This is a genomic window from Octadecabacter sp. B2R22 (assembly GCF_018861045.1).
In the GTDB taxonomy this organism is placed as follows: Bacteria; Pseudomonadota; Alphaproteobacteria; order Rhodobacterales; family Rhodobacteraceae; genus Octadecabacter.
The window spans coordinates 697,965-722,433 of the sequence record NZ_JAHKQJ010000007.1; the positions used below are offsets into that span (position 1 = coordinate 697,965).

General features: G+C 55.3%; 27 protein-coding genes. 15 read left to right on the plus strand and 12 right to left on the minus strand.

The features are described 5' to 3' along the window. Nucleotides 1-63: 63 nt before the first annotated feature. Nucleotides 64-1,095 (minus strand): DUF6456 domain-containing protein, encoded by a 1,032-nt coding sequence (locus KO486_RS08885; RefSeq protein ID WP_216036875.1) that lies wholly within the window; start codon nucleotides 1,093-1,095, stop codon nucleotides 64-66. 215 nt (nucleotides 1,096-1,310) lie between these two features. Between KO486_RS08885 and KO486_RS08890 the strand changes: the two genes are divergently transcribed. Continuing rightward, nucleotides 1,311-1,649 (plus strand): DUF6477 family protein, encoded by a 339-nt coding sequence (locus KO486_RS08890; RefSeq protein ID WP_216036876.1) that lies wholly within the window; start codon nucleotides 1,311-1,313, stop codon nucleotides 1,647-1,649. A gap of 6 nt (nucleotides 1,650-1,655) precedes the next feature. On the opposite strand, the gene KO486_RS08895 is transcribed toward KO486_RS08890, so the two are convergent. Then, nucleotides 1,656-3,209, minus strand: a complete 1,554-nt coding sequence (locus tag KO486_RS08895; RefSeq protein ID WP_216036877.1) for a trimethylamine methyltransferase family protein — start codon at nucleotides 3,207-3,209, stop codon at nucleotides 1,656-1,658. 162 nt (nucleotides 3,210-3,371) lie between these two features. On the opposite strand from KO486_RS08895, the gene guaA reads away from it, so the two are divergent. The 11 genes from guaA (at nucleotide 3,372) to KO486_RS08950 (ending at nucleotide 14,023) form a co-directional block, all read left to right on the plus strand. Beyond that, nucleotides 3,372-4,949, plus strand: coding sequence for a glutamine-hydrolyzing GMP synthase (gene guaA / locus KO486_RS08900; RefSeq protein WP_216036878.1), 1,578 nt, complete (start codon nucleotides 3,372-3,374; stop codon nucleotides 4,947-4,949). Nucleotides 4,950-5,047: 98 nt separating this feature from the next. Next, the gene (locus KO486_RS08905) at nucleotides 5,048-5,605 is read left to right on the plus strand and encodes a YdcF family protein (protein WP_252734629.1); all 558 of its coding nucleotides are present in this window, start codon (nucleotides 5,048-5,050) and stop codon (nucleotides 5,603-5,605) included. A 22-nt stretch (nucleotides 5,606-5,627) separates the two neighbouring features. Then, nucleotides 5,628-5,975 carry a hypothetical protein gene (locus tag KO486_RS08910; protein WP_216036879.1) on the plus strand — a complete coding sequence of 116 codons (348 nt, stop codon included), beginning with the start codon at nucleotides 5,628-5,630 and terminating at the stop codon, nucleotides 5,973-5,975. 73 nt (nucleotides 5,976-6,048) lie between these two features. Next, nucleotides 6,049-6,936: a DMT family transporter gene (locus KO486_RS08915; RefSeq protein WP_216036880.1), complete on the plus strand. Its 888-nt coding sequence runs from the start codon at nucleotides 6,049-6,051 to the stop codon at nucleotides 6,934-6,936. A gap of 118 nt (nucleotides 6,937-7,054) precedes the next feature. Further along, entirely contained in the window at nucleotides 7,055-8,107 is a 1,053-nt protein-coding gene (locus KO486_RS08920; RefSeq protein WP_216036881.1) for an outer membrane protein transport protein, read from the plus strand. 91 nt (nucleotides 8,108-8,198) lie between these two features. Continuing rightward, complete coding sequence (locus KO486_RS08925) at nucleotides 8,199-9,074, plus strand: ATPase (RefSeq protein ID WP_216036882.1); 876 nt, start codon at nucleotides 8,199-8,201, stop codon at nucleotides 9,072-9,074. A gap of 41 nt (nucleotides 9,075-9,115) precedes the next feature. Further along, nucleotides 9,116-10,084: a homoserine O-succinyltransferase gene (gene metA / locus KO486_RS08930; RefSeq protein WP_216036883.1), complete on the plus strand. Its 969-nt coding sequence runs from the start codon at nucleotides 9,116-9,118 to the stop codon at nucleotides 10,082-10,084. A 79-nt stretch (nucleotides 10,085-10,163) separates the two neighbouring features. Then, nucleotides 10,164-11,147, plus strand: coding sequence for an alpha/beta hydrolase (locus KO486_RS08935; RefSeq protein ID WP_216036884.1), 984 nt, complete (start codon nucleotides 10,164-10,166; stop codon nucleotides 11,145-11,147). Between the two features lie 51 nt (nucleotides 11,148-11,198). Further along, the gene (gene ppk2, locus KO486_RS08940; protein ID WP_216036885.1) at nucleotides 11,199-12,083 is read left to right on the plus strand and encodes a polyphosphate kinase 2; all 885 of its coding nucleotides are present in this window, start codon (nucleotides 11,199-11,201) and stop codon (nucleotides 12,081-12,083) included. Further along, nucleotides 12,076-12,693: a TetR/AcrR family transcriptional regulator gene (locus tag KO486_RS08945; RefSeq protein ID WP_216036886.1), complete on the plus strand. Its 618-nt coding sequence runs from the start codon at nucleotides 12,076-12,078 to the stop codon at nucleotides 12,691-12,693. The genes ppk2 and KO486_RS08945 overlap by 8 nt, the downstream gene beginning before the upstream one ends. Before the next feature lie 370 nt (nucleotides 12,694-13,063). After that, nucleotides 13,064-14,023, plus strand: coding sequence for a choice-of-anchor A family protein (locus tag KO486_RS08950; protein WP_216037552.1), 960 nt, complete (start codon nucleotides 13,064-13,066; stop codon nucleotides 14,021-14,023). Between the two features lie 175 nt (nucleotides 14,024-14,198). On the opposite strand, the gene rpsI is transcribed toward KO486_RS08950, so the two are convergent. From rpsI to KO486_RS08965, 3 genes are all read right to left on the minus strand, one after another. Further along, on the minus strand, nucleotides 14,199-14,702 hold the full coding sequence (gene rpsI / locus KO486_RS08955; protein ID WP_216036887.1) for a 30S ribosomal protein S9: 504 nt from the start codon (nucleotides 14,700-14,702) through the stop codon (nucleotides 14,199-14,201). After that, entirely contained in the window at nucleotides 14,702-15,163 is a 462-nt protein-coding gene (rplM, locus tag KO486_RS08960) for a 50S ribosomal protein L13 (protein ID WP_216036888.1), read from the minus strand. Before rplM ends, rpsI begins: the two co-directional genes overlap by 1 nt. Before the next feature lie 157 nt (nucleotides 15,164-15,320). Then, entirely contained in the window at nucleotides 15,321-16,721 is a 1,401-nt protein-coding gene (locus tag KO486_RS08965; RefSeq protein WP_216036889.1) for a PLP-dependent aminotransferase family protein, read from the minus strand. Between the two features lie 98 nt (nucleotides 16,722-16,819). Between KO486_RS08965 and KO486_RS08970 the strand changes: the two genes are divergently transcribed. Beyond that, a complete protein-coding gene (locus tag KO486_RS08970; RefSeq protein WP_216036890.1) occupies nucleotides 16,820-17,047 on the plus strand; it encodes a DUF1127 domain-containing protein in 228 nt (75 codons plus the stop codon). Between the two features lie 62 nt (nucleotides 17,048-17,109). On the opposite strand, the gene KO486_RS08975 is transcribed toward KO486_RS08970, so the two are convergent. After that, a complete protein-coding gene (locus KO486_RS08975) occupies nucleotides 17,110-17,532 on the minus strand; it encodes a PaaI family thioesterase (protein WP_216036891.1) in 423 nt (140 codons plus the stop codon). Between the two features lie 54 nt (nucleotides 17,533-17,586). Here KO486_RS08975 and KO486_RS08980 point away from each other — a divergent pair, with 54 nt between their 5' ends. Next, on the plus strand, nucleotides 17,587-18,369 hold the full coding sequence (locus KO486_RS08980) for an enoyl-CoA hydratase (RefSeq protein WP_216036892.1): 783 nt from the start codon (nucleotides 17,587-17,589) through the stop codon (nucleotides 18,367-18,369). Here KO486_RS08980 and KO486_RS08985 read toward each other — a convergent pair. From KO486_RS08985 to KO486_RS08995, 3 genes are all read right to left on the minus strand, one after another. Next, nucleotides 18,366-19,835 (minus strand): carboxypeptidase M32, encoded by a 1,470-nt coding sequence (locus KO486_RS08985; RefSeq protein ID WP_216036893.1) that lies wholly within the window; start codon nucleotides 19,833-19,835, stop codon nucleotides 18,366-18,368. The genes KO486_RS08980 and KO486_RS08985 overlap by 4 nt on opposite strands. 3 nt (nucleotides 19,836-19,838) lie before the next feature. Continuing rightward, nucleotides 19,839-20,978 carry a heme A synthase gene (gene ctaA / locus KO486_RS08990; protein ID WP_216036894.1) on the minus strand — a complete coding sequence of 380 codons (1,140 nt, stop codon included), beginning with the start codon at nucleotides 20,976-20,978 and terminating at the stop codon, nucleotides 19,839-19,841. Nucleotides 20,979-21,175: 197 nt separating this feature from the next. After that, a complete protein-coding gene (locus tag KO486_RS08995; protein WP_216036895.1) occupies nucleotides 21,176-21,913 on the minus strand; it encodes an RNA methyltransferase in 738 nt (245 codons plus the stop codon). Between the two features lie 92 nt (nucleotides 21,914-22,005). On the opposite strand from KO486_RS08995, the gene KO486_RS09000 reads away from it, so the two are divergent. After that, nucleotides 22,006-22,632: a thiamine phosphate synthase gene (locus tag KO486_RS09000; RefSeq protein ID WP_216036896.1), complete on the plus strand. Its 627-nt coding sequence runs from the start codon at nucleotides 22,006-22,008 to the stop codon at nucleotides 22,630-22,632. On the opposite strand, the gene KO486_RS09005 is transcribed toward KO486_RS09000, so the two are convergent. The 3 genes from KO486_RS09005 to KO486_RS09015 form a co-directional block, all read right to left on the minus strand. Continuing rightward, nucleotides 22,600-23,433 (minus strand): lysophospholipid acyltransferase family protein, encoded by an 834-nt coding sequence (locus tag KO486_RS09005; protein ID WP_216036897.1) that lies wholly within the window; start codon nucleotides 23,431-23,433, stop codon nucleotides 22,600-22,602. The genes KO486_RS09000 and KO486_RS09005 overlap by 33 nt on opposite strands. After that, a complete protein-coding gene (locus KO486_RS09010) occupies nucleotides 23,430-24,200 on the minus strand; it encodes a GNAT family N-acyltransferase (protein WP_216036898.1) in 771 nt (256 codons plus the stop codon). The genes KO486_RS09005 and KO486_RS09010 overlap by 4 nt, the downstream gene beginning before the upstream one ends. Nucleotides 24,201-24,285: 85 nt before the next feature. After that, entirely contained in the window at nucleotides 24,286-24,468 is a 183-nt protein-coding gene (locus tag KO486_RS09015) for a DUF3553 domain-containing protein (protein WP_216036899.1), read from the minus strand. Between the last annotated feature and the right edge of the window lies 1 nt (nucleotide 24,469).

Consider the following 24,469-nt stretch of genomic DNA (forward strand, 5'->3'; position numbering starts at 1 on the left):
GAGATTTGTCCAAGGGTCTCAACGCACTGGGTCGCGGGTTTGCTTATGGTGCATAACGTGCCCCTACCCGATCTTTGGCCCTAGCCCGCCAATCGCCTCATAATGCAAAACCAAACGTTGCAACGCGATGCGCAACACGACCTTACCCGACCGCGCAGCCCAGCCCATATGCCTTTCGGTGGTCTCTAACCCTTCAAGCAAACAACAACACCGTAGCGCGATCTCAGACAACCCTGGCCCTAAATAAGATAGCGCCTTGGCCACCTGATCCGCGGCGGGGTTTTTTAGGGTGTCAATGGGTTTATGGGCTTCGATCTGGGCCAGCATGGTGTCCCAGTCCGGCGTTGGGTCTGGCCCCATCGAACGTCCGATCAAGGACAGCTCATAGCCTTCCCGCAACCGTTCAGCGGCCTGAACCATACTTCGGTTGATAAAGGGATTGCCGTCCAGATCCTTACGCCGCGACAGGGCAAGAACGGGGCTGTCAATGGACGCCGCGCGCACTGGAACTGGTTTTTCATCCCAAGTCCCGACGCCTTTGGGTGCACCCGTAAAACTGGCAGGCCCTTCGGCCATTTCACGCGCGTTGTTTTCTGACATCGCTGTAAGTTCCCGCAGAGCGACGCGGCCCCCCGCAGTGATCCTGTATCGCAAAACGCGTGACGTGGTCTGCCCGCACGAAATCCATCCGCGCAACGCCAACGTCGTCGCGGTGTCCATGGGTAACTTACTGCCGTGGTCGGGTTCGCCTGATGGAATGTCTTGTAAAATGACCCCTTGCTCCATTCCCAAAGCGATTGCCAATAACACGTCCGGCAAGGCAAGGCGGCGTAGCGCCTGCATCAGTTCCAACGAGGACGGCGTCAGTGCGTTTGGACCTTCCTCAGCGAGAACTTTTATTGCCCGATCCACCAGCGGATCATCCCGCCGCTGTTCGACCTTGCGCACCTGACGCATGATCGTTGACGGGTGACAGTTTTGCCCACGTGCCAGCACACGAATGGCCTGCCCCATTTCGGTATGAAAAATGTAATTGCGCACCTCTACAGGTACCCATGATGGGATCGCGCGGTTTGCGCGTCTGCTCTCGATCATCTCGTTTCCCAATTCCCTTGCTTAACGACTGCCACGCCAAGCCCTGCAATCTTGGCGGGCAATTGTTTCCGTTTCGTTAATGTTATCCACAGGCACACAGAATTGTTTCCAAAAGATAAACAATGTTTAATGCACCGACCGCCGCGAGTTACCCACGCGCAACACTACTTTGGGTTGTGTCATGATTGTGACATTGTTTGAACTGGAGTGCCGCAATGGAAGACGTACTAAGCCAAATATCCCGCCTGAACCGACCGACTCTTTTGGTCAACACGGCCCGACACGGGTTAGAGGACTACAACCGTGTTGCACACCTAAGGCGTCTGCTGAAATGCGACACCATACCCGGCCCCAGTCAGGCCATTGTACGGCTTATGGAGATCGAAGGAATCGCAAACGAGCACCGTTTAGACGACCGCGCCGAATACTCAATCGCGCGTCATGTGGAACTCATTGTCGCCTTGATGTCCGAAGCACGGATCCTCAAAGCATCCAAAGCCGCGAAACGAAGAGCTGCCCTCGCGGTGGTCGAACAGCCCTCACCTGTCATATAAAGGCTGTTACATGAAGCTGTCTGGCATGGATGCCTTTTTCTCTTCGACATAAGCATTCAGCTTGGTCAGGATTTCCGGGTCCATCGGCGGAGCGACATAGGTGTCGATCAGTTTTGCAACTCGTTCAGAGGCAAGGGTTTGACTGTCGCGCGCGCCCTCTTCTTCCCATGTCTCGAAAGGCTTGTAATCAAACACTTCGGAGCGCCAGAAAGCCGTTTTGAAATTTGCTTGCGTGTGGGCACAACCAAGATAGTGCCCACCCGGCCCGACTTCGCGGATCGCATCCATGGCTTGGGCGTTCTCATCGATCTCGACGCCTTTGGCCATGTGGTGCAGCGTGCCAAGTTGATCGGCATCCAGCACAAATTTTTCGAAATCCGCCACAAGACCGCCTTCAAGCCAGCCGCAGGCGTGGAGCATAAAGTTCACGCCGGACAGCAGACCCATATTCAAACTGTTGGACGTTTCGTAAGCGGCCTGCGCATCCGGCAGTTTAGAACCGCAGAACGACCCAGCCGAGCGATAAGGTAACCCAAGGCGGCGGGCTAATTGTCCTGCGCCGTTGGTGATATGTGCAGCCTCTGGCGTGCCAAATGTAGGCGCACCGGAGTTCATGTCGATTGATGTCACAAAGGTCCCAAAGATCACAGGCGCACCTGGGCGGATCAACTGGCTATAGGCGACGCCGGCCAAAACCTCGGCCAAGACCTGCGTCAAAGTTCCCATGACCGAGACCGGTGCCATGGCCCCGCCAACGATAAACGGGCTGATGATACTCGCTTGGTTGGCTTCAGCGTAAACTTCCAAGGCGCCCATCATTGTTTCATCAAACGTCAACGGGCTGTTAATATTGATGAGCGACGTCATCACGGTGTTTTGCGCGACAAATTCTTTGCCAAACAGGATTTCGCACATTTCAACGCTGTCACGGGCGCGGCTTGGTTCTGTAACGGACCCCATGAAGGGCTTATCGCTCAGCGTCATATGCGCCATGAGCATATCAAGGTGGCGTTTGTTCACCGGAACATCCGTGGGTTCGCACACTGTGCCGCCTGACAGGTGCAACCACTTGGACATATAACCGAGTTTTACGAACTTCTGAAAATCAGCAATCGTCGCGTAGCGCCGTCCACCATCGGCATCGCGCACAAACGGAGGGCCATAGACCGGCGCCAGCACCAGGTTCTTGCCGCCCACCTGAACGGATTTTTCAGGATTGCGGGCGTGGTGGGTAAACTCGGAAGGCGCAGTTTCACAAAGCTTTCGCGCCAATCCTTTGGGGATACGGACGCGTTCACCATCGACCGATGCCCCAGCGGCCTTCCAGCGTTCAAGCGCTTTTGGGTTGTCGACAAAGGCAACGCCGATTTCTTCGAGAACGGTTTCGGCGTTGGCTTCGATGATATCCAAGGCTTCATCGCTCAACATTTCGAGGTTCGGAATGTTGCGCACGATTGTTGGCGCTGTCTCAAAACTTACCGCTGTGCGTTCCGCCCGACGTGCGGCGCCGCCGCCTCCACGTGCCCGTCGTCCGCGTGCTGGTGTTGCTGTCTCTGACATGATGATTACCCCGTAAGAATCCTGTTGATCCAAAAACTACACGGGCCAAGCGCCCGCTCGCCCCTAAGAAGCGGCCTCTACGGGGCAAATGCGACATTCTACCTGTCGATTTTCGACACCCCGAATCCTTGCGTCCGCGCCGCTCGCGTTTTACGACGCATCATGGATATAATCGAACACGACCGCCTTCTTATCATCGACTTTGGTAGCCAAGTGACGCAGCTGATTGCGCGCCGCTTGCGTGAACAAAACGTCTATTGTGAAATTCACCCCTACCAGAAGGTCACCGATGACGTTCTGGCACAGATAGCGCCAAAGGCGGTGATCCTGTCTGGTGGTCCGGATTCTGTCACCCGCGAAGGCAGCCCAAGGGCCCCCGAAAGCCTTTGGAGCATGGGCATTCCTGTTCTGGGCATTTGCTACGGTCAACAGACCATGATGCAGCAGCTTGGCGGCGAAGTGCACGGTGGCAAGAATACGGGCGGCGGCGGCACGGCTGAATTTGGTCGCGCCTACGTGACCCCGACAGATGAACGCATTGATTTGCTGGCGGGTTGGTTCCTTGAGAAAAAGGAACAAGTTTGGATGAGCCATGGCGACCACGTTGCCAAACTCGCCCCCGGTTTTGAGGTTTACGGCACATCACCCAACGCGCCATACGCCATCACCGCCGATCTTGAGCGTAATTTTTATGCCGTTCAGTTCCACCCCGAAGTGCACCACACTCCGAACGGGTCCACATTGTACGAAAACTTCGTCCGCTTGGCTGGGTTTTCTGGCGACTGGACCATGGCGGGCTACAAGGATGACGCGATTGCGCGCATCCGTGAACAGGTTGGCGACAAACAGGTCATCTGTGGCTTGTCCGGCGGTGTGGATTCATCCGTTACGGCGGCCCTGCTGCACGAAGCAATTGGCGATCAGCTGACATGTGTCTTTGTTGATCATGGATTGCTGCGCCTTGATGAAGGTGCGGACGTTGTTGCGATGTTCCGTGACAACATGAACCTGAAAGTCATCCACGCGGATGAGGCAGACCTGTTCCTTGGTGAACTTGAAGGGCAATCCGACCCAGAAACCAAGCGTAAGATCATCGGCAAGCTGTTCATCGACGTGTTCCAGAAATACGCCAATGAAATCGACGGTGCTGAATTCCTAGCCCAAGGGACGCTTTATCCTGATGTCATTGAATCGGTGTCGTTCTCTGGCGGCCCGTCCGTCACAATCAAGTCCCACCACAATGTTGGCGGCCTCCCTGAAAAGATGGGCCTGAAACTGGTCGAACCCCTTCGTGAACTGTTCAAAGACGAAGTCCGCGTGTTGGGCCATGAACTTGGCCTGCCTGCATCCTTTATTGGGCGTCACCCCTTCCCTGGTCCGGGTCTTGCGATCCGGTGCCCCGGTGAGATTACGCGTGAAAAGCTCGACATTCTGCGCGAAGCGGATGCCGTCTATATCGACCAGATCCGCAAGCACGGTCTTTATGATGAAATCTGGCAAGCCTTCGTTGCAATCCTGCCTGTGCGCACCGTTGGTGTGATGGGCGATGGTCGGACATATGATTTCGCCTGTGCCTTGCGCGCGGTGACGTCAGTGGACGGCATGACGGCGGATTATTACCCGTTCACCCATGAATTCTTGGGCGAAACCGCCACGCGGATCATCAACGAAGTGCCGGGGATCAATCGCGTCACCTACGACATCACGTCCAAACCTCCGGGCACGATTGAGTGGGAATAACCCGCCTAGGTCTTCGGGTTCTGAAATGGAGTGTCGCTGCTTATGTCTTAATGACGGCGGCGATGCTTGCGTGGACTTTTCTTTGGCCAAAATCTGACATGGCGGATTTAAAACAGGCGGACGCGATTGTCTGTTTGGGCGGTGGCATGTCATCCAATGGCACCTTGGGTGCACCTGTTTTGACCCGCATTGAACGCTGTGTGCAGCTCTATGAGGCCGGCCTCGCCCCCGTGATTTTATTTACGGGAGGCACTGCAACACCCGAAGGGGTCACCGCCGGTGGTCAGATGGGGCGTTATGCCGTCGGGCTTGGTCTTCCCGTCAGTGCCGTTGTCGAAGAAGGCCGTGCACAATCAACGCTGCAGAATGCGTTGTTTTCATTGGGCCTTATCCCAGAGGCACGTAGCTTAATCGTCGTCACAGAAGCCTTCCATCTGCCGAGGTCATGGGCGTCTTTCCACTGGGCGTCGTGGGAACTGAATCAATCGGATGTGTCGGTCGCCTTGGTGAAATCAGAAGACGTGCGGCGCGATCCGATAACGGGCTCGGTCAACTGGAACATCCTGTTTCGCGAAAGCATTGCGATCTGGTTTAATGGTCTGCGGGCGACAGCCTATTCGATATCGCCGCATAAGCCATTGGATTGGCTTCACTGAAGAGACGCGATAGCCTCACATTATGCGTGTATTATCCATTCTTGTTTGTGCCATCGCCCTGCCCGCCGCGGCGCAGGACCTCCCGACTCCAATGATCTGTGCCGGGCCAGACGATGAATGGTCCCTAAAGATCGATCAGGACACGGCAGAGTTTAGCTATCTCTTCACCTCCAACATGGACATCCCTTTGCAAACGCGACCTCGTGATGCGCAGTGGCCTGTGGCCCTGACACTGATAGGACGTGGTGACAGTGCGATTGCGATCATAACGCCAGAACAATGTGATGGATCGTTCGGGATCACGGTTTTGACCCAACGTGGTGAAACACCATTGATGCTGGTGGGATGTTGTCAGGACCAATCTAACTAGCGCCGTGCGATAACAAATAGTTGCACCACAGCGCACAAGCTGACAGCAAGGTGCAACACCAAGGACGACCCCTATGTCAGACACAGTACGCGCGGCCCTTTGGATGATCGGTGCTATCGTCGCCTTTACATCCATGGCCATTGCTGGCCGCGAAATCAGTCACGAGCTGGACACCTTCGAGATTATGCTGTTCCGGTCTCTTGTCGGTGTAATTGTCGTCGTGACGTTGGCGGGAGTGTCGGGGGCTTACCGTCAAATCAACACCCAGCAACTGGCGCTGCATGGCGTTCGCAATCTGGCGCATTTCACGGGCCAAAACCTGTGGTTTTATGCCTTGCCTCTGTTGCCGCTGGCACAGGTCTTTGCGTTGGAATTCACCACGCCAATTTGGGTGATCCTCCTCGCGCCACTGCTGTTGCGGGAACGGATTACGTCCATTGGCCTGCTGGCCGCAGCGATTGGTTTTGTCGGTGTTATGATCGTAACGCGGCCCATCGGCACGCCACTGTCCCCCGCAACCATCGCGGCGGCGAGCGCTGCAATCGGGTTCGCGATCACCGCCCTTCTCACGCGTAAACTGACGCGAACCCAAACGATCACCTGTATTTTGTTTTGGCTTACGGTCACCCAAGCCGTCTTTGGGTTGATCGCGGCGGGCTATGATGGGCAGATAACGCTGCCGTCGGTGTCCGCGCTCCCTTGGGTTATCTTGATCGGCCTGGCTGGACTAAGCGCGCATTTCTGCCTGACAACCGCCCTGTCTTTAGCCCCAGCCGGGATCGTGATGCCGATCGATTTTGCCCGTCTGCCCGTAATCGCGATTGTTGCGGCACTAATATATGACGAGCCCTTGGACATATGGGTGTTTATCGGCGCGGCTGTGATCTTTGGTGCAAACTATCTTAACATTTCATGGTCAAAAGCAGGGTCACAAAAACATCACACTGAAGCCGAACAGTAAAATGGGACGCAGCGTCAAACGATCAAATTCATTGACCAAAACGTAGCGCCCTAACTAAGCTGAGGGTGAGGAAACATCCAAGACTGCACAGTTTTGGTATTAGGGAAAAATGGGAAAAATGAAACAGTTTGTAACTGCAGGCGCTGCCCTGCTTTTGACGACCAGCATCGCAACCGCAGGCGGTCTTGACCGCTCCGGCCAAGGTATTGGAGTGATTTTCGAAGATGGTGACTATGCAGAGCTGAGCTTTGGGTCTGTGAACCCGACGTTGGATGGCACTGGTATCGGTGGTGATACCGGCAACATCGCCCCAAGCTACACTCAACTCGGTGCGGCCTACAAAACGCAGGTGAACGATCAGGTTTCATTGGCTTTGATTTACGACCAACCATTTGGTGCAGCCGTCGACTATGATACAGGCAGCACATATATTCTGGGCACATCTGCAGCGTCAGTTGAGTCAGATGGCGTTACTGGGTTGATACGTTATGAGATTAACGAGAAATACAGTGTCCACGGCGGTTTGCGTTATGTTCAAGCAAGCGGCAACTATGAGTTCAACCTCGCTGGGTATCAATCCGGGTACGATACGGATGGCGGCGTAGGTTATGTCGTTGGTGGTGCATATGAACGCGACGATATCGCACTTCGCATTGCACTGACCTACTCCAGTGAGATTGATCTGGAGCTTGAAGGCGACTTTTCCGCGGGCACAACGCTGACAACCACCCTTCCTGAGAGCGTAAACCTCGATTTCCAAACGGGCATTGCAGCCGATACTTTGTTGTTCGGCTCTATTCGTTATGTCGCATGGGATGGTTTTGCGTTGGTTGACAGCAACAACCCAACGGGTTCCGGTTCCATTCTGTCTTATGATGATGACGTGATCACCTACAACATTGGTGTTGGCCGCCGCTTCACAGACAATTTCGCAGCCTCATTCGCCATCGGTTACGAAGCGTCTACAGGTGATGCGACTGGTGAGCTTGGGCCGACAGACGGTTATATCAGCTACCAAATCGGCGGTGCTTACACCATGGACAGCGGTGTCGAGCTCTCCGGCGGTGTTCGCTATGTTGACGTAGGTGACGCAACGACAAGCGGTGTTGGAGGCGTCTTCGCTGACAACTCTGCCCTCGCGGTTGGTCTCAAGATCGGCATGTCTTTCTAAGATAACCAAAAACAACACATCAAAGCCCTGACCCAGAACCGGTCGGGGCTTTTTTATTGCCCCCTTGCGCGTCTCGCGCTACCCCTAGCCCATGTTGTATAATTCCGCCTCTGAATGGACCGACGCCGCGCAAAAGCGCGTGCTGATTTTCGCAATGTCTGGACTGGGAAAAACCCATGTCTCCAACATGTTGCGCGATACGGGTGATTGGTTTCACTATTCTGTCGATTACCGCATTGGCACCCGCTACATGGGTGAATTCATTGCCGATAATGCCAAGGCAGAGGCGATGAAGGTTCCGTTTCTGCGCGAATTGTTGATGTCTGACAGCATCTATATCGGCTCCAATATCTCTTTTGATGATCTAAGCACCGTCAGCACCTATCTCGGAAAACCCGGCGATCCGGCCAAGGGTGGCTTGCCAATGTCAGAATATCGCCGTCGTCAGGATCAGTTCCAGCGCGCTGAAATTTCCGCGCTGCAGGATACTGGGTATTTCATGGAACGCTCGAAGGCTCTTTATGGCTATAAGAACTTTGTTTGTGATACAGGCGGGTCGATTTGCGAATGGGTTGACGCAGAAAATCCCGACGATCCGTTGCTAAAAGAACTGTCTTCTCAAAGCCTTATGGTCTGGATTGAAGGTAGTGAAGACCACACAGCCGACCTGATCGAACGGTTCGACAAAGCGCCAAAACCGATGGCATATGACCCCACGTTCCTGATGGAAACTTGGGCTGAATTCTTGAAGGTTCACGACCAGAACTCGAATGCGGTTGATCCTGATACGTTCATCCGCTGGACCTATGCACGCGCCCTTGCCCATCGCCAACCGCGCTACGCCGCCATGGCTAAGAACTGGGGTGTTACTGTGCAGGCCTCTGATATGGCCACCGTGCGCGATGAGGCTGATTTCACGAAAGTGATCGCTCAGGGGCTCGCTCACGCCCTTGAGATGCGCAGCTAAGCTGTCTATTTCCTTACGAACTCCAATACAGGTTTAATCCAATGCCCATCCGCCTTCCCCGATCCCTGCCCGCCTATGACGTGCTTTCGCGCGAAGGTGTAATGGTGATGGGACGGTCTGCTGCCGATCACCAAGACATTCGGCCCCTTAGGATTGGTATCTTGAACCTGATGCCAAAGAAAATTCAGACGGAAAATCAGTTCGCTCGGCTTATGGGCGCAACGCCTCTGCAGATCGAGTTGACCCTTATCCGGATGAGCGAACATCAGGCCCGCAACACGGCCGCTGACCACATGACCGAATTCTACCGCACCTTCCAAGAGGTAAAGGACCAGAAGTTCGATGGGCTGATCATTACAGGTGCCCCGATTGAACACCTCGACTTTGAGGATGTGACCTATTGGAATGAGCTGTCGGAAATTATGGATTGGACCCAGACCAATGTACATTCCACTTTTGGGGTGTGTTGGGGTGGTATGGCGATGATCAACCACTTTCATGGGGTGCGTAAACATGTTCTCGATGAAAAGCTGTTTGGCTTGTATCGGCACATGAACTTCGACCCGCAAAGCCCTTATCTCAGAGGATTTTCTGACGAAATGTCTATGCCGGTCAGCCGCTGGACCGAGATGCGCAAAGAAGAAATCGAGGCCGCTGGCCTGCCCATTCTGCTGCATTCCAACGAAGTCGGTCCCGCCTTGGTCGAGGACCCAGAACATCGCGCGATCTATGTCTTTAACCACTTTGAATATGACAGCGACACGTTGGCTCAGGAGTATCGACGCGATCTTGAAAGCAACCAAGTCGAAGGCGCAGAGATCCAGCTTCCGGTGAACTACTTCCCGGGCGATGATCCGACAAAATCGCCGCCGAACACATGGCGCAGCCATGCGCACCTGCTTTATGGCAACTGGATTTCAGAGATTTATCTGACAACGCCTTACAATGTCGACGAAATCGGCCTGAAGACCACTGACCTGCGCACAAACACAGACGACGTTACGGAATAGGTAAAACTTGACCGACGAGGTTTGCGTTTTGACGTCCCGCACTTATGTTAATAAGAGAAACATAACGCAGGACATCATCGTGGCCATAAACCTGATTGCTACACTGTCTCTTGCTGCCGTCGCCGGTGTCGCCGCCGTGACGAACAGCCAAGTCAACGCACGCAAGGACACCGCAGAACAAGACTACCCTCCTGAAGGGCAGTTTATTGACGTGGGCGACCGCAAGGTCCACGCGGTTGTTCGCGGTGTAGGTCCTGATGTTGTTCTGCTTCATGGTGCTGGTGGAAACACCCGTGAATTTACCTTTGATTTCATGGATCGATTGACGGATCGTTACCGTGTCATCATCTTCGATCGCCCCGGTTTGGGGTACACAGATCGCACGTCTGATACCTATGATGGTGTGTTCAATACGACCGCCGAAAGCCCCGCTGAACAGGCTGAAATGCTTCAAGCTGCTGCGGCGGCCCTTGGCGCACACAGGCCTATCGTACTTGGGCATTCCTTTGGTGGTTCTGTTGCATTGGCGTGGGGTCTGAACCATCCCGACGCCATTGCGGGCGTTGTGAACCTTGCGGCGCCAAGCCACCCGTGGCCAGGTGATCTGGGCCCGTTCTACACGGTGAATGCATCCATCTGGGGCTGCGCCGTATTGCCGCCGATGATTTCGGCCTACGCGAGTGCCCAACAGATAGAAACCTCCATCGCCAACGTTTTCGCGCCCCAGCCAGTTCCAGACGGCTACGTCGATCATATCGGCGCGCCGCTTACCATTCGGCCGACCAATTTGCGCACCAACGCGCGTCAGGTCACAACGCTGCGCCCCCATATTGTGGATATGGCGGCCCGTTACGCCAGTGAATTCACCCGCCCGCTCGAAATTTTGCACGGTGATCTAGACGCCACTGTGCCGCTCGACATCCACTCCATTCCGCTCAGTAAGGCCGTGCCGCACGCGAACCTGACTGTTCTGGACGGAGTTGGTCACATGCCGCACCACGCTCATCCAGAACTCGTCGAAGCCGCAATCGACAGGATCGCCACGCAAGTTGGATTGCGCTAAGCCGCGCACATCCCCATAGTGGCGCAACTCATTGAAACACGAGGCCAAACCATGACCGACCTGCCCTTTGACGGCGAAATCAGCCGCTACTTTCGCGAAGATGCGCCCGCCGATGTTCGCGCGGAAATCGAAGGCGTGAAAAAGGGAGAAATCCTTGCCACGGATTTCCCGTATGACAAGAAATGGAAACGGTCCGAATATGAAGAAGCGCTCGCCGCGCTTCAGATTGAATTGGTGAAGATGCAGCGTTGGGCCAAGGAAACAGGCCAACGGATCGCAATCGTGTTTGAAGGCCGCGATGCCGCAGGCAAAGGCGGCACAATCAAACGGTTCCGCGAAAACCTTAACCCGCGGGGCGCGCGCGTCGTTGCCCTATCCAAACCCACGGACGCAGAAGCCGGCCAGTGGTATTTTCAGCGATACATCCAACACCTTCCGACTGCGGGCGAAATCGTGTTCTTTGATCGATCTTGGTACAACCGCGGTGTCGTAGAAAAGGTTTTTGGGTTCTGTTCGGACGCGCAGCGTGACAAGTGGTTCGAACAGGTCAATCCGTTTGAACAGATGTTGGTAGATGAAGGCATCAAGGTTTTCAAAATCTGGCTGAATGTTGATCGCGCCGCCCAACTTCAACGGTTCATGGAACGCGAAGGTGATCCTCTAAAGCATTGGAAACTAAGCTGGATCGACGTTGAGGGTCTCAAAAAATGGGATGAATACACGGCCGCCATTAAGGAAACACTGTCCAAAACCCACACCGATGACACGCCGTGGATTGCGGTGCTAAGCGCCGACAAACGCCGTGCGCGCGTCAACGCTATTCGCGCCGTTCTGTCCCAGTTGGACTACACGGGAAAAGACGCCAAAGCCCTTGGGGTGGTCGATCAAAGGGTCACCGGCGGACCCGACATCATGGCGGAGAACGCGGGTGGCTAAACGCGGCTATCACCATGGCGATCTGAAACGAGCGCTTGTCGATGGGGCTTTACGCCTGATCGAAGAAAAGGGCCCGACAGGGTTTACCCTTTCAGAAGCCGCACGCGAAGCTGGCGTGACGCCGGCGGCCGTCTATCGTCATTTCGATGGCCGCGAAGACATGATCGCCGAAGCCGCGCGACAAGGCTACGTCATTTTTGGCGACCTCATGGAATACGCCTACGACAAGGGCCAACCGTCGGCACTCGCCAGCTTTGAGGCAACTGGTCGCGCCTACCTCGCCTTTGCGCGAAAATATCCGGGTCACTACGTCGCGATGTTTGAATCTGGCATTTCGATCCAACGCACACCAGAGCTTAACGATGCCGCGACCCGCGCCATGGGCGTGCTTGAAAAGGCCGCGGTTGAGCTGTCCATGCATATCCCCGAGGAAAAACGCCCTCCTCCCCAGATGTTCAGCGCCCATATCTGGGCCATGAGCCACGGCGTGGTTGAACTGTTTGCTCGTGGATCCCCGGGAACGAAATCACCGTTCCCCCCCGAAGATTTACTGGAATCTGGTATCGGGGTTTATTTGCGCGGCCTTGGGTTGGTAAAGCCAGACGAATAAGGCCACGACCCGCGCGGCAGTGTCCGGCCTGCGGGACAAAGCACCATTTCGCATTACACGCCGTATGTCGGCTTCTGGAAACCCGCTTAACGAACGCTGGTTTTGGGACGAATTAGGAAAAGCAGTCCAACTCACTAATGCCCTGTTTGGCCCAATAACCCGAGATCGAGAATGACGATCTCAATACAATTCTACCCCGAAATTGGACGCTAGATTCTACTTTGGAGGGTAAGTTGACGCTACGTATTTTCATAATACAACTGAAAGTGAGCCATTTTTGGCGGAGTTCCCCTTTCGACTAACAGCGAAGGCTCTTTAAGGGTCATGATAAGAATTTGTTACTGAACCTCAAAGTATGTGAGAGCCCATAATGATTAAAAAGTATGTAACCGCCGCTTTGGTTTGCGCAGCGCCAGTCGCCCAAGCCGCTACTTTGGACCCGCTAGAACTGCTTAGCGGTTTTAACGGCATCGTCCTGAATGACTTGACGTCCACGGTAAACCACGTTGAAGGCACGCTTTTTGTGGGTGGCGATCTGATCGCCAACTCTGGATTTTATGTAAACAACCGTGGCCTCGCGGATGGAACCGTTGGCGACGTTTCGGGCGCGTTAATTGTAGGTGGCAACATCACGAACGGTTTAAATGACGGCGGCCAAGGCGACATCGTAGTTGGCGGCACAGTCTCTGGGAATGTTTCGTCTGCTTCAAACGCAAGACTGACCACCGGAACGACCATCGCTGTCAATGACGTTGCGGCGGCGATGACTGAGCTGTCCGACGCGCTTTCGATGTACGGCGATACGGCTGGCGCGAGCGTAGATGCCAGTGATCCGAACCTGAAGTCGTTGACAAGCGGCGCCGGTGGCACAGATGAGCTGGAAGACATTGCCATCATTAACCTGGATGCTGCGGCAACCATGGCGTTTCTTTCCGGTGGCAACTTGGCAAACCTGAGCCTCGACAGCGGTGTGACCACAATTCTAAACCTTGCTGGCGATGACATAACGCTGTCCGGTAACTTCAACCAAGACGACAGCTCCGTGTTGTTCAATTTCTTTGAGGCCTCAACCCTTCAGATCAACGCTACGTTCGGATTTTCCGTCCTGTCACCTTTTGCAGATGTGACCTTGGGGTCCGGCGGGATGGACGGCACATTGGTAGCCTACAATCTAGATCAACGGGTTGAATTGCGGCCCTATGGAACGACCGGAGTTTTTGACGGGACTTTGCCCGCGTCTCAAGTTTCCGCGGTTCCGCTTCCGGCTGCAGCGTGGATGCTGCTGGCTGCTCTCGGTGGGCTTGGCTTGATGCGTCGTCGCGCATCTTAATCGCACCCTCTGTTTTTACAGAGGTGCAATCCCTGCGGGGCTTTTGCTATTCAGGGTCTCAGGTCTATCGCCGACGAGTGACCTGAGACAGACGAGCAGCACCGGATGCTTACACCACTCAACGAAAAAGGGCGCACCAAACGGTGCGCCCTTTTCCAATGTGTGGTTCCAAAGCTTAACGCTTGGAGAACTGGAAGCTCTTACGGGCTTTCGCCTTACCGTACTTCTTACGTTCAACAACACGGCTGTCGCGTGTGATGAAGCCAGCAGCTTTCAAAGCTGCGCGCAAGGATGGGTCGAACAACTGCAGCGCCTTGGAGATGCCGTGCTTAACCGCACCAGCTTGACCAGACAGGCCGCCGCCTTTGACTGTCGCCATAACGTCGAACTGACCGTCAACGCCTGCAACTTCGAACGGCTGGCGCAGGATCATCTGCAAAACCGGACGTGCAAAGTATACGGACTGGTCGCGACCGTTTACGATAACCTTGCCGGAACCCGGCTTGATCCAAACGCGGGCAACCGCGTCTTTACGCTTACCAGTGGCATAAGAACGGCCGAGTTCGTCTTTGACGACTTCACGCTGAATAGCGATTGTGGACGGTGCTGCAGCTTCGACAGTTTCGATGCCTTCAGCAACTTGGCCCAACTCTTCGAGGGAATTCACTTGATCGGCCATTACGCAGTCCTCGTGTTTTTCTTGTTCATGGCCTTAACGTCCAGAACTTCAGGTTTTTGCGCGTCCATGCCGTGCTCTTCGCCAGCGAACACACGCAGGTGTGTCATCTGAACGCGGGACAAACGGTTGCCTGGAAGCATGCGCTTAACGGCCTGCATAACAACACGCTCGGGGTGTGCACCCTCAAGGATCTCACCAGTTGTGCGGGACTTGATGCCGCCAACAGTGCCAGTGTGCCAGTAGTTAGGCTTTTCACGCTTGTTACCTGTCAGCTGGATCTTTTCAGCGTTGATAACAATGACGTTGTCGCCCATGTCCATGTGTGGCGTGAAGGACGGCTTGTGTTTGCCGCGCAACCGCATAGCGATAATCGAAGCAAGACGGCCCAGAACAACGCCTTCAGCGTCGATCAGGATCCATTTCTTGTCGATGTCCGCTGGTGTAGCAGAGAAAGTTTTCATCGGTTTTTCCTAAGTGAAAGGACCGCACCCCGTATTTGGGGCCGGCCCGACATTCGATTGGGGGGTTATAGCTGGGTTGGATATACGGTCAAGTGCCTTGCGACACCTTTAAGTAAGTGTTTTCAATGGCTTGCTAAAACGGTATTATTTTACCCCATCAATTATCGATCCGACTCTCTGGATTGCCCAACATCGCATCGATTTCCGCCATCGCAGTCATAAAACGTTTCTCGGATACACATGTCCCGATCGCAAGGCGCACCGCATTTGGGGCGCGATCATTTGGCAGCGCGAACTCATCCGCTGGTTTTACCAGAATCCCCCGCACTTCACAGGCTGCCATAAAACTGGATGCACGCCACCCTGTCGGCAATTGCAAGTAAATGAAAGGTGCATCTTCGCGCCATTTGATGTCCCACCGCCCAAGCATATTCACCGCATAACGCACCCGTTGCGCGATCGCCTCAGCCACGTCAGCCCGTATCTTTGCGGCGTCCCCGGATTTGATCAGGGCGCAACACAGATCAACAACCGGCTGGGACACGCCATAATGGGCACTTTGTGCGACTTGCCGCAGCAAAGCGCCCCGCCCTGTGGGGGCAACCGCAAAGCCGAACCGCAAAGCGCCCGTCACGGATTTTGTTAGCGAGGACACGTAATAAGTCTGTTCGGGTAAAATCGCGCGGTAGCTGGGCACGTCGGATTTTACGGTGGAGTGGCAATCATCATCGATAATGACAATATTCAACGCCCGCGCGACCTCTGCGATCTGTTGTTTGCGTTCAAGTGGCGTCTTGATTGTTGTCGGGCTGTGGACCTCAGGCGCAGTCACCAGCACCTGCCCACCGTGTTCGCGATAGGCCGCCGCAAGGGCTTCGGGGATAATCCCGTGTTCGTCCATCGCCACACCGACGACCTTTGCCCTTAACAGTCGCGCAGCATGGCGCACACCGGGATAGGCAAGGTCTTCGGTCAGGATCACAGGCGTTGCGCCGCTCAGTTCGCTCAGCAATGCCATGATACATGCATTCTGCGCGCCATTGGCCAAGACGATATGATCCGCGTCCACGCTTCCCATATCAACGCTCGACAGCCAGCCAACGACGGCTTCGCGGGCCTCAAGGTCGGTCTCTTGGGTTGGGTAGTTAATATGTCTGCGCCGGTGCGACTGTGCGATCTTCATCAGAGCAGCATCAATCAGCAAACCCTGCCCCACATCCGGCACGCGGCTGCTGCGGAAATCCGCGATCGTTTCATCGACCGTGTTGATCAAAGGCACGTCCGCGACGGGTTCAGCTTTGGTCCGCCCTGCAACAAAGGTTCCTCGGCCGATTTCGGCGATCAAACGTCCCTCGTCCGTCATCATGGAATAGGCGCGCGCCACGGTGCCCGGTGTTACCCCGATCTGATAGGCCAACTCGCGCACTGGGGGCAGTTTTGTGCCCGCTGTAAGTTGTCCTGACACGATCCCTTCACGGATCGCTTCGGCAAGGGCTTTGTATTTGGACCGGCCAGCGGTGCTCAGGTCTGGCGACCAAGTTGTATCGGGTACAATCATTTCATTTACCGCCGTGCTTGCGCATTGTATCTATTTCTTACGGCACAATGCCAAATTGTATTGATACAATCAACCCCGTGACACAAAGGAGCATCCCCATGTCACTTTCCACCAATGCGACCCAGATCCAGTACCTCAACGCCGCCCACAGCCTTCCGTTTGTGGCCCGCGTCGCAGTGACGATCGCGGTTATGGTGACGAAATGGGATGCCCGCCAACGCTCACGCAAACACCTGACGCGCCTTGAACCGCATCTGCTGCGTGACATCGGCGTTGACCCGATTTCTGCGCGGCGCGAAGGGGTGAAACCCTTCTGGCAAGACTGATTTTATAGAACTTCCTGACTTGGGCCAGTTGCACGTCATTGCGCTGGCCCTTTTTTTGCGTGCTACTTGTTGGGTGGTATCGAATAGGTCAAAGACGCGCGCGCGACAGGTTTATCCTGCGCCCCTTCGCTGTAAATGCGCCCTTCACAAACAGCCAATGCCCGCCCGAGTTTCAACAGTTCCATGCGGCACAGCAATCGTCCTGCCTGTGGCTTGCGCATAAAATCAATGGAACAATTGGTCGTCACCGCCAGACCCACAGGGCCGATCACGGACAGGATGCAAAAATAGGCGCAAACATCGGCCAGCCCGAACATCGTTGGGCCGGACACCGTGCCTCCTGGTCGTAAATGCTGATCCGACGCGATCAGTTCCATCGTTAAAAACGGCGGTGCGACCTCAACAAATCCAAATTGATCCGCGACCTGTGCAAAGTCCGTTTCTAGAAAAGCCTGTAACGCGGCCTTATCCATCTTGATTTCCATAGCATTCCCCCTGCCCTCTGTCCTAAGCTTGCCTAGAATTTAGAAGGACACAAGATGCCCCATTTGAACCGTACCGATGCAGACGGCATTGCCCACATCGAAATGACCATGCCAGAACGTTTGAACGCCCTGTCTGACGGGATGATCGCAGCGCTGCAGGATGAATTTGACGGCTTGATGGATGATCGCGACACGCGCGTCGTGATTTTGTCCGGCGCAGGCAAAGCGTTCTGCGCGGGCCACAACCTCAAAGAAATGCAAGCCGCCCGCCAAGCCGAGGACGCAGGTGCTGCGGCCCTCGGTGATCTGTTTGATCGATGCGCCACGATGATGAAGACGCTCCAGAAACTGCCGCAGCCTGTGATTGCCCAAACCCATGGCGTTGCTGTCGCCGCAGGCTGCCAATTGGTTGCCAGCTGTGATCTGGCCGTTGCCGCCGAGACATGCCGCTTTGGCGTCAATGGCGTGAACATCGGGCTTTTTTGCTCAACCCCCATGGTCGCGCTGACCCGCAACCTTGGCCGCAAAGCCGCGTTCGAGCTGCTGACAACGGGCCGCCTGATTGATGCGGCTGAGGCTCAGACCCTCGGCCTGATCAACCGTGCTGTGCCCGAGGCTGATCTGGCCCAAGAGGCCCGCGCCCTTGCCCTGACCATCGCATCAAAACTGCCCGTGGCCGTCAAAACCGGCAAGCAGGCCTTTTACGAACAAGCGCAGATGAACACTGCCGACGCTTACGCCTACACGGGCGCTAAGATGGTCGAAAATATGCTCGAGGCGCAAACCAACGAAGGCATCACTGCCTTCTTGGAGAAACGCAAACCCGACTGGTCCTAGAGCCCGTAAATCCCGCGGAACTTGTCCTCAAGGTAGGTCAGAAGCGGCGCTTCGCTCGGCTCAAACTCACAAGCATTCGCGATCACTCCGCGCGGCTTGAACAACCCGCCATGGGTCTGCACATTGTCGCGCAACCAACCCGTGGCGTATTGGGTTTCGCCCCGTGCGAGCGCCAGATCAACATCCGGTACCGCCTTGCGCATCGCTTCGTTCAGACAGCCTGCATAGACGTTACCCAATGAATAGGTCGGGAAATAGCCAAACAGCCCGACGGACCAATGGACATCTTGCAACACGCCATTGCTGGCTTTGTCTACGGGATAGCCAAAATCAGCCTCGAAGCGTTCGTTCCACGCCGCCTCAAGGTCTTCGACCTCGATGTCGCCGGCAATCAAGGCGCGTTCCAGATCAAAGCGCAGCAAGACGTGCAGGTTATACTGAACCTCGTCTGCTTCGGTGCGAATAAACCCGTTTTCAACGCGGTTCACGCAGCCGTAAAACGCATCCTCACCGTCAATGCCAAAGTCCCCAAAGGCATCGCGCATTTGCCCATAAAGCCATCCGGTAAACGCGCGCCCACGTCCGATCTGATTTTCATAAATCCGGCTTTGGCTTTCATGCACTCCCATCGACACGCCATTTCCCAAGGGTGTCAGAAGGTATTCGGCGTCGATGTTTTGTTCATAACACGCATGGCCGACTTCGTGGATCGTGGAATAGATGCAATTGAACGGGTCGGTTTCACTGGTCCGCGTGGTGATCCGTACATCCAACCCGGACCCGCTGGAAAATGGATGCACCGCCTTATCAACGCGCCCTTTTGCCATGTCATAGCCAAAGGTCTTAGCGATCTGACGGCTGAGTTTCATTTGCGCGCTTTCGTCGAACTTGCCCTGCAAGGCTGGCGGCGCAGGTGCGTCTAAAACGGCTGCCCGCAAATCCACCAAACGGGGCCGTAAGGCATCAAACATCGCCCCCAGCTCGGCCGCCGTCGCGCCGGGTTCGTAGTCATCCAACATCGCGTCATAAACATCACCGCCTGCGGAGAGTGCAGCACCCTCTTCGCGTTTGAGCGCAACAACCTCTTTGAGCACAGGCGCAAAGGCTTCGAAATCATCGGCTTCGCGCGCTTCGGCCCATTTGCCTTGGGACTCGGATGTCACCCGTGCAATCTCTGAGGCCAGCTTGGCTGGAACCTTGCTTGCGCGATCGAAAGAACGTTGGATGTGGCGCAGCTGTGCGGTTTCCACGTCCGAGCTCGCCTCAGCTTGTGCCAGCAGGTCCGCAACCCGACTATCCGTGCGCCGCGCATGGAGAACAGATTCCATCGCGGCCATCTCCACACCGCGTTGGGGGGCCGCATCGCGCGGCATCATGGTTTCTTGATCCCAACCCAGACGTCCGGCGACCTGTGACAGGGCCTCGGTTTCGCGCTGCATGGCCATGAGGTCTTCATAAGCGGTCATAGATCAGGTTCCTTTGATGGATTGGGGAAGCGGATAACGCGCCAGATAACGCGCCCGCAATATCGCGACCCAAAGCAGGATCGCTGTAAACTGGTGAACAATAGCGATGTGAACCGGTGCTGAATAAAGTGCAGTGGCAATGCCGATCACCATTTGGATCAGCAAAACGGCAAACACCATGTTAACGGCAAATCGCGTTTGGCCATTGGCGGACTTGCGCCCGCGCAGCCAAACCACAACGCCAAACGTCAGCAACAGATAGCCGGACATGCGGTGGATAAACTGAACCAGCCCCGCATCCTCAAAGAAGTTGCGCCAAATCGGAGTAATCTGGAACGGCTCTGGTGGGAAAAATCCATCCCCCATCAAAGGCCACGTCGGGAAAGCACGCCCCGCATCAATCCCAGCCACCAAAGCACCAAGCAAGATTTGCAAGAATGCGAAATGCATCAGCCCTGTGGACATTGAAAACAGCTTGGCCTCACCACTGCGCCGCGCCTGCATTAAGTCCGCCTCACGACGGCCGAGTAAGAACACATACCACGCGATGAACCCTAGGATCACAAAGGCCAATCCTAAATGTGTGGCCAAACGATATGAGGCCACATCAAGCATCCCCGCTTGTAGGCCGGAATGCACCATCCACCAGCCAATCGCTCCTTGAAGACCGCCCAAAGCACCAATCAAAACCAAACGCCCAGTCCAACCGACCGGGATTTGGCGGCGTACAAAGAACCAAAGAAACCCGACGGCCCAAACCAAACCGATGACACGTCCCAGCTGGCGATGCCCCCATTCCCACCAGTAAATTCCCTTGAATTCACTCAGGCTCATGCCTGCGTTCTGTTCGGTGTATTCGGGGATCAGCTTATAGGCCTCAAATTCGGCGTCCCAAGCTTCAGCACTCATCGGCGGCACGGATCCAGAAATCGGCGCCCACTCCGTAATAGACAGCCCACTGTCGGTCAGCCGTGTCAGCCCCCCAACGGCAATCATCGCGACAACCATCGCAAACAGGATCATCAACCAGACCCGAATACCGCCACGCGCGCCTTTGCCCTTGCCGTCAATCCCACCTGGGGCGGCAACGGGCTTTTGAACGTCGCTGACCTCTTCAAAAATACTGCGCGGCTTGACTGCCATCTTGTCACCTCAAAATCTGTCTTACGCGAAACCTAGGCATCACCTACTCATTGAGCAACCCATTGCCACTTCAAAGCCGCGCCCAAACCTCTAATTTTGCCTTTGTTTCGAATATACCTCGGGGGAGTCCGAAGGACGGGGGCCGGCCCCCTTACCCCGCCCGCCGCAGGCGCTGATCGTCTGATCATTCAACTCTCTCAGCTTTTACCACGCAGCAATTGGCGCAGCACCCCATGCAACATCTGCGCATCCGCCCGCGTCAGCGGCATCCGGCTCCAAAGATTGCGCAGGTTCACCTTCATATTCTCGGCTTTGTGGTCGGGATAAAAGAATCCCGCCTCCTCAAGGCGATCCTCATAGTGACGCGCCAAAGCCTCGATATCGCGCTGATCGGCGGTCTCGATCGTTTGCCCTTGTAGGACGACGTCAACGATCGCCTCGCTCGCGCGGCGCCATTCATAGCCCACCAACAGCACGCATTGCGCAAGGTTGAGGGACGGAAATTCTGGGTTCACAGGTACCGTTATAATAGCATTGGCATGGGCGATATCCGCGTTTTCCATGCCTGAGCGTTCAGGCCCGAACATCACGGCGACTTTCTCACCGCGTGCGATCCGATCAGCCGCGTCTTTCATCGCCGCTTCAGGTGAAAACACGGGCTTTGTCAGCTCGCGTGGGCGCGCCGTTGTGGCGTAGACATAAGTTCGGTCGGCAATGCCGCTTGCGACGTCAGGCGCCACTTCTGCTTCGTCCAGCAACCGCCCTGCACCACTGGCCAGCGCATCTGCGGCGGGGTTCGGCCAGCCGTCACGCGGGGCAACAATGCGCATCCGGTCCAGCCCAAAGTTCCACATCGCACGGGCGGCTGCGCCGATGTTCTCGCCCATTTGGGGGCGGATCAGAACAAAGCTTGGCTGGGGGGCGTCTGTAGGCATCAGGTTTCTCCAAATTCGTCGTCGAAGTAACCCACCCCTATTCAATGCGCAACATGACCGCTATAGCGGGCGCAACGTTTAAGGACTTCTCTATGACCGACCAACCTGATCAGCCGCAAATCTACCTCATCACACCGTCTGAATTCGAACTATCGACCTTTCCAGACATGCTCGCACGGTGCCTTGATACGACCGAAATTGCTTGCGTACGCCTTGCACTGTCAACAACGGACGAAGCCCGTATCGCCAAGGCGGCCGATGCATTGCGCGTCGTGACCCATGAGCGCGATGTGGCCTTGGTTATCGATACGCATGTTTTGATGGTGGACCGCCTTGGTCTGGACGGTGTGCACCTCACGGATGGTGCGCGTTCTGTCAAAAAGGTCCGCGATGATCTTGGCGTCGATGCGATTGTCGGAAGCTTTTGTGGCAATTCACGTCATGACGGCATGACCGCTGGTGAACTGGGTGCGGACTACATCAGCTTTGGCCCTGTTGGTGCGTCTTCGCTTGGCGATGGTCGTCAGGCTGAACTGGAACTGTTCCAGTGGTGGTCCATGATGATCGAAGTCCCCGTCGTTGCCGAAGGCATGCTCGACGATGCGCTTATAAAAACGCTCGCGCCACACACCGACTTTTTCGGCATCGGCGACGAGATCTGGGGCGCTGATGATCCGTCTGCAGCCCTAAGCGCCTATGCTGTGGCGATGATCAGCTAAACCACCACGTACCCGTTCTTCGAGGTACGCCGCTAGGGCTTTTCGATTCTCGAAATCGGCGACCCTGACGGGATCATGATAGACGACCGTGACAGCCCCTTGAGGGGATTGTGCTAAGGTGTGCAGTAAATGCGGGCCAAAATCCATGTCACCCCACCACCCATAAAGCCGCGCATCTTCGCCGTCGGGCGCTTGATACACCACCGTCACAGGCTGGATCGACAAGGTGTCGCGCAAGGCGTCGTCATAAAACGCAGCAAACAACGTCGGTTTGAACGGCAGGACCTGTAACCCGTCGGTGGATGTGCCTTCAGGAAAAAACAACAGCTTATGACCGTGGCTAAGTCGTGTGCGAAAGACGTCTACTTGACTGGCCGCTTGACGACGATCCCGCGCAATAAAAACAGTGCCCGTCGCACGTGCCAGCCAGCCAATCCCTGGCCAACCCGCGACTTCAGCTTTGCTTACGAAATAAATGCGCTTTGCGGCGTTCAGCGCAAAGATGTCCAACCATGACGAATGATTGGCAACCACAGCCCCCGCACCCGTCATCGGCGCACCGATACGACGGTAACGGATACCCAAAAACCAGAATGCACATCGGCAAACGAACTGCGTGATAAACGGTGTCACGGGGCGCCCTTGCCCAAACAAGGGTCTTTCAACCAATCGCAGTAAAAGTAAAATCATCAGCCCGCCAAAGGTCAAAGTTCCAACGGCCAAGCCGCGCAGAACAACACGGGCCCAGCCTGCCAAAGTAATGGGGCTGTTTGGTGATGTGTGATCAGACTCCCACGTCATAAACGGCCCCTTTCAGGTCGAACCCCGTAAATCGCGGATTGGCGCGCATTCATTCGTGCCACATCTAATACGAGACAGACATCTGTTGTGTTAAATTGGCGGTCAATAAATACGCCATCCCCGACAAACCCACCCAACCGCAGATAGGCCTTGATCAAGGCAGGCACTTGTTTCATCGCACCGACGCGATCAATCTCGGCCGCAAGCTGCATGCTCTGATAAGGTGACGCCCTGACCCGTAAATCGTCTGGAGCAAGGTGATCGCGCGCCAATAAAGACAACGGCTGGGCAAGTGCCTGAACGTCCTGTCCATGAAAACTGGCAACCCCGAACAAGATTTCGGCCCCTTTGGCCTGTACGACCTGAGCCAACCCTTGCCACAGATGGACCATGGCTGCTCCGCCTCGGTAATCTGGATGGAGACAGGACCGGCCCATTTCCAATAGTGATCGTCCAGAAACTTTAAGCGGCGTCAGATCGTATTCATTTTCCGAATAAAACTGTCCCGCCGCCTTTGCAGCACATTCATCCATAAACCGATAGACGCCAACGACCTGTTCCCTAACAGGACGCGCAACATCGAGCAGGATCAATTGCTCAGCGAAGTCATCAAAACGGTCACGTTCCAGCGCAGCCCGATGATCCACCAAAGGCCCGTCCCCGCCCAATTCGGACACAAAGACACGATACCGCAACGCCTGCGCTGCGCGAATGTCATCGTCAGACTCCGCCAAGCGGGTCTGAAATACCGGTGTCGTTTCCGTCATGGCCTCCCAACCTTTTCTTCTGGTGCGTTCCTAAGTGCGGCTTTGCGGCGCAAAAATGCAAGAATGCGCATCTTTAACGTGTATTCTAATGGTCAAACACAATCCGCAGTGTCACAGTGGTTTCGTCAATAACCACCTTTCCGGCCTCACGGAAATTAACCGTAACTTTACCACTCACCGACGATTGTACCTGTCCCAGCCCCCAGTCTGGCTTTTCTGGATGGGCCACAATCATCCCCGGTTCGAAAATCGAACGCTCATTATCCAAT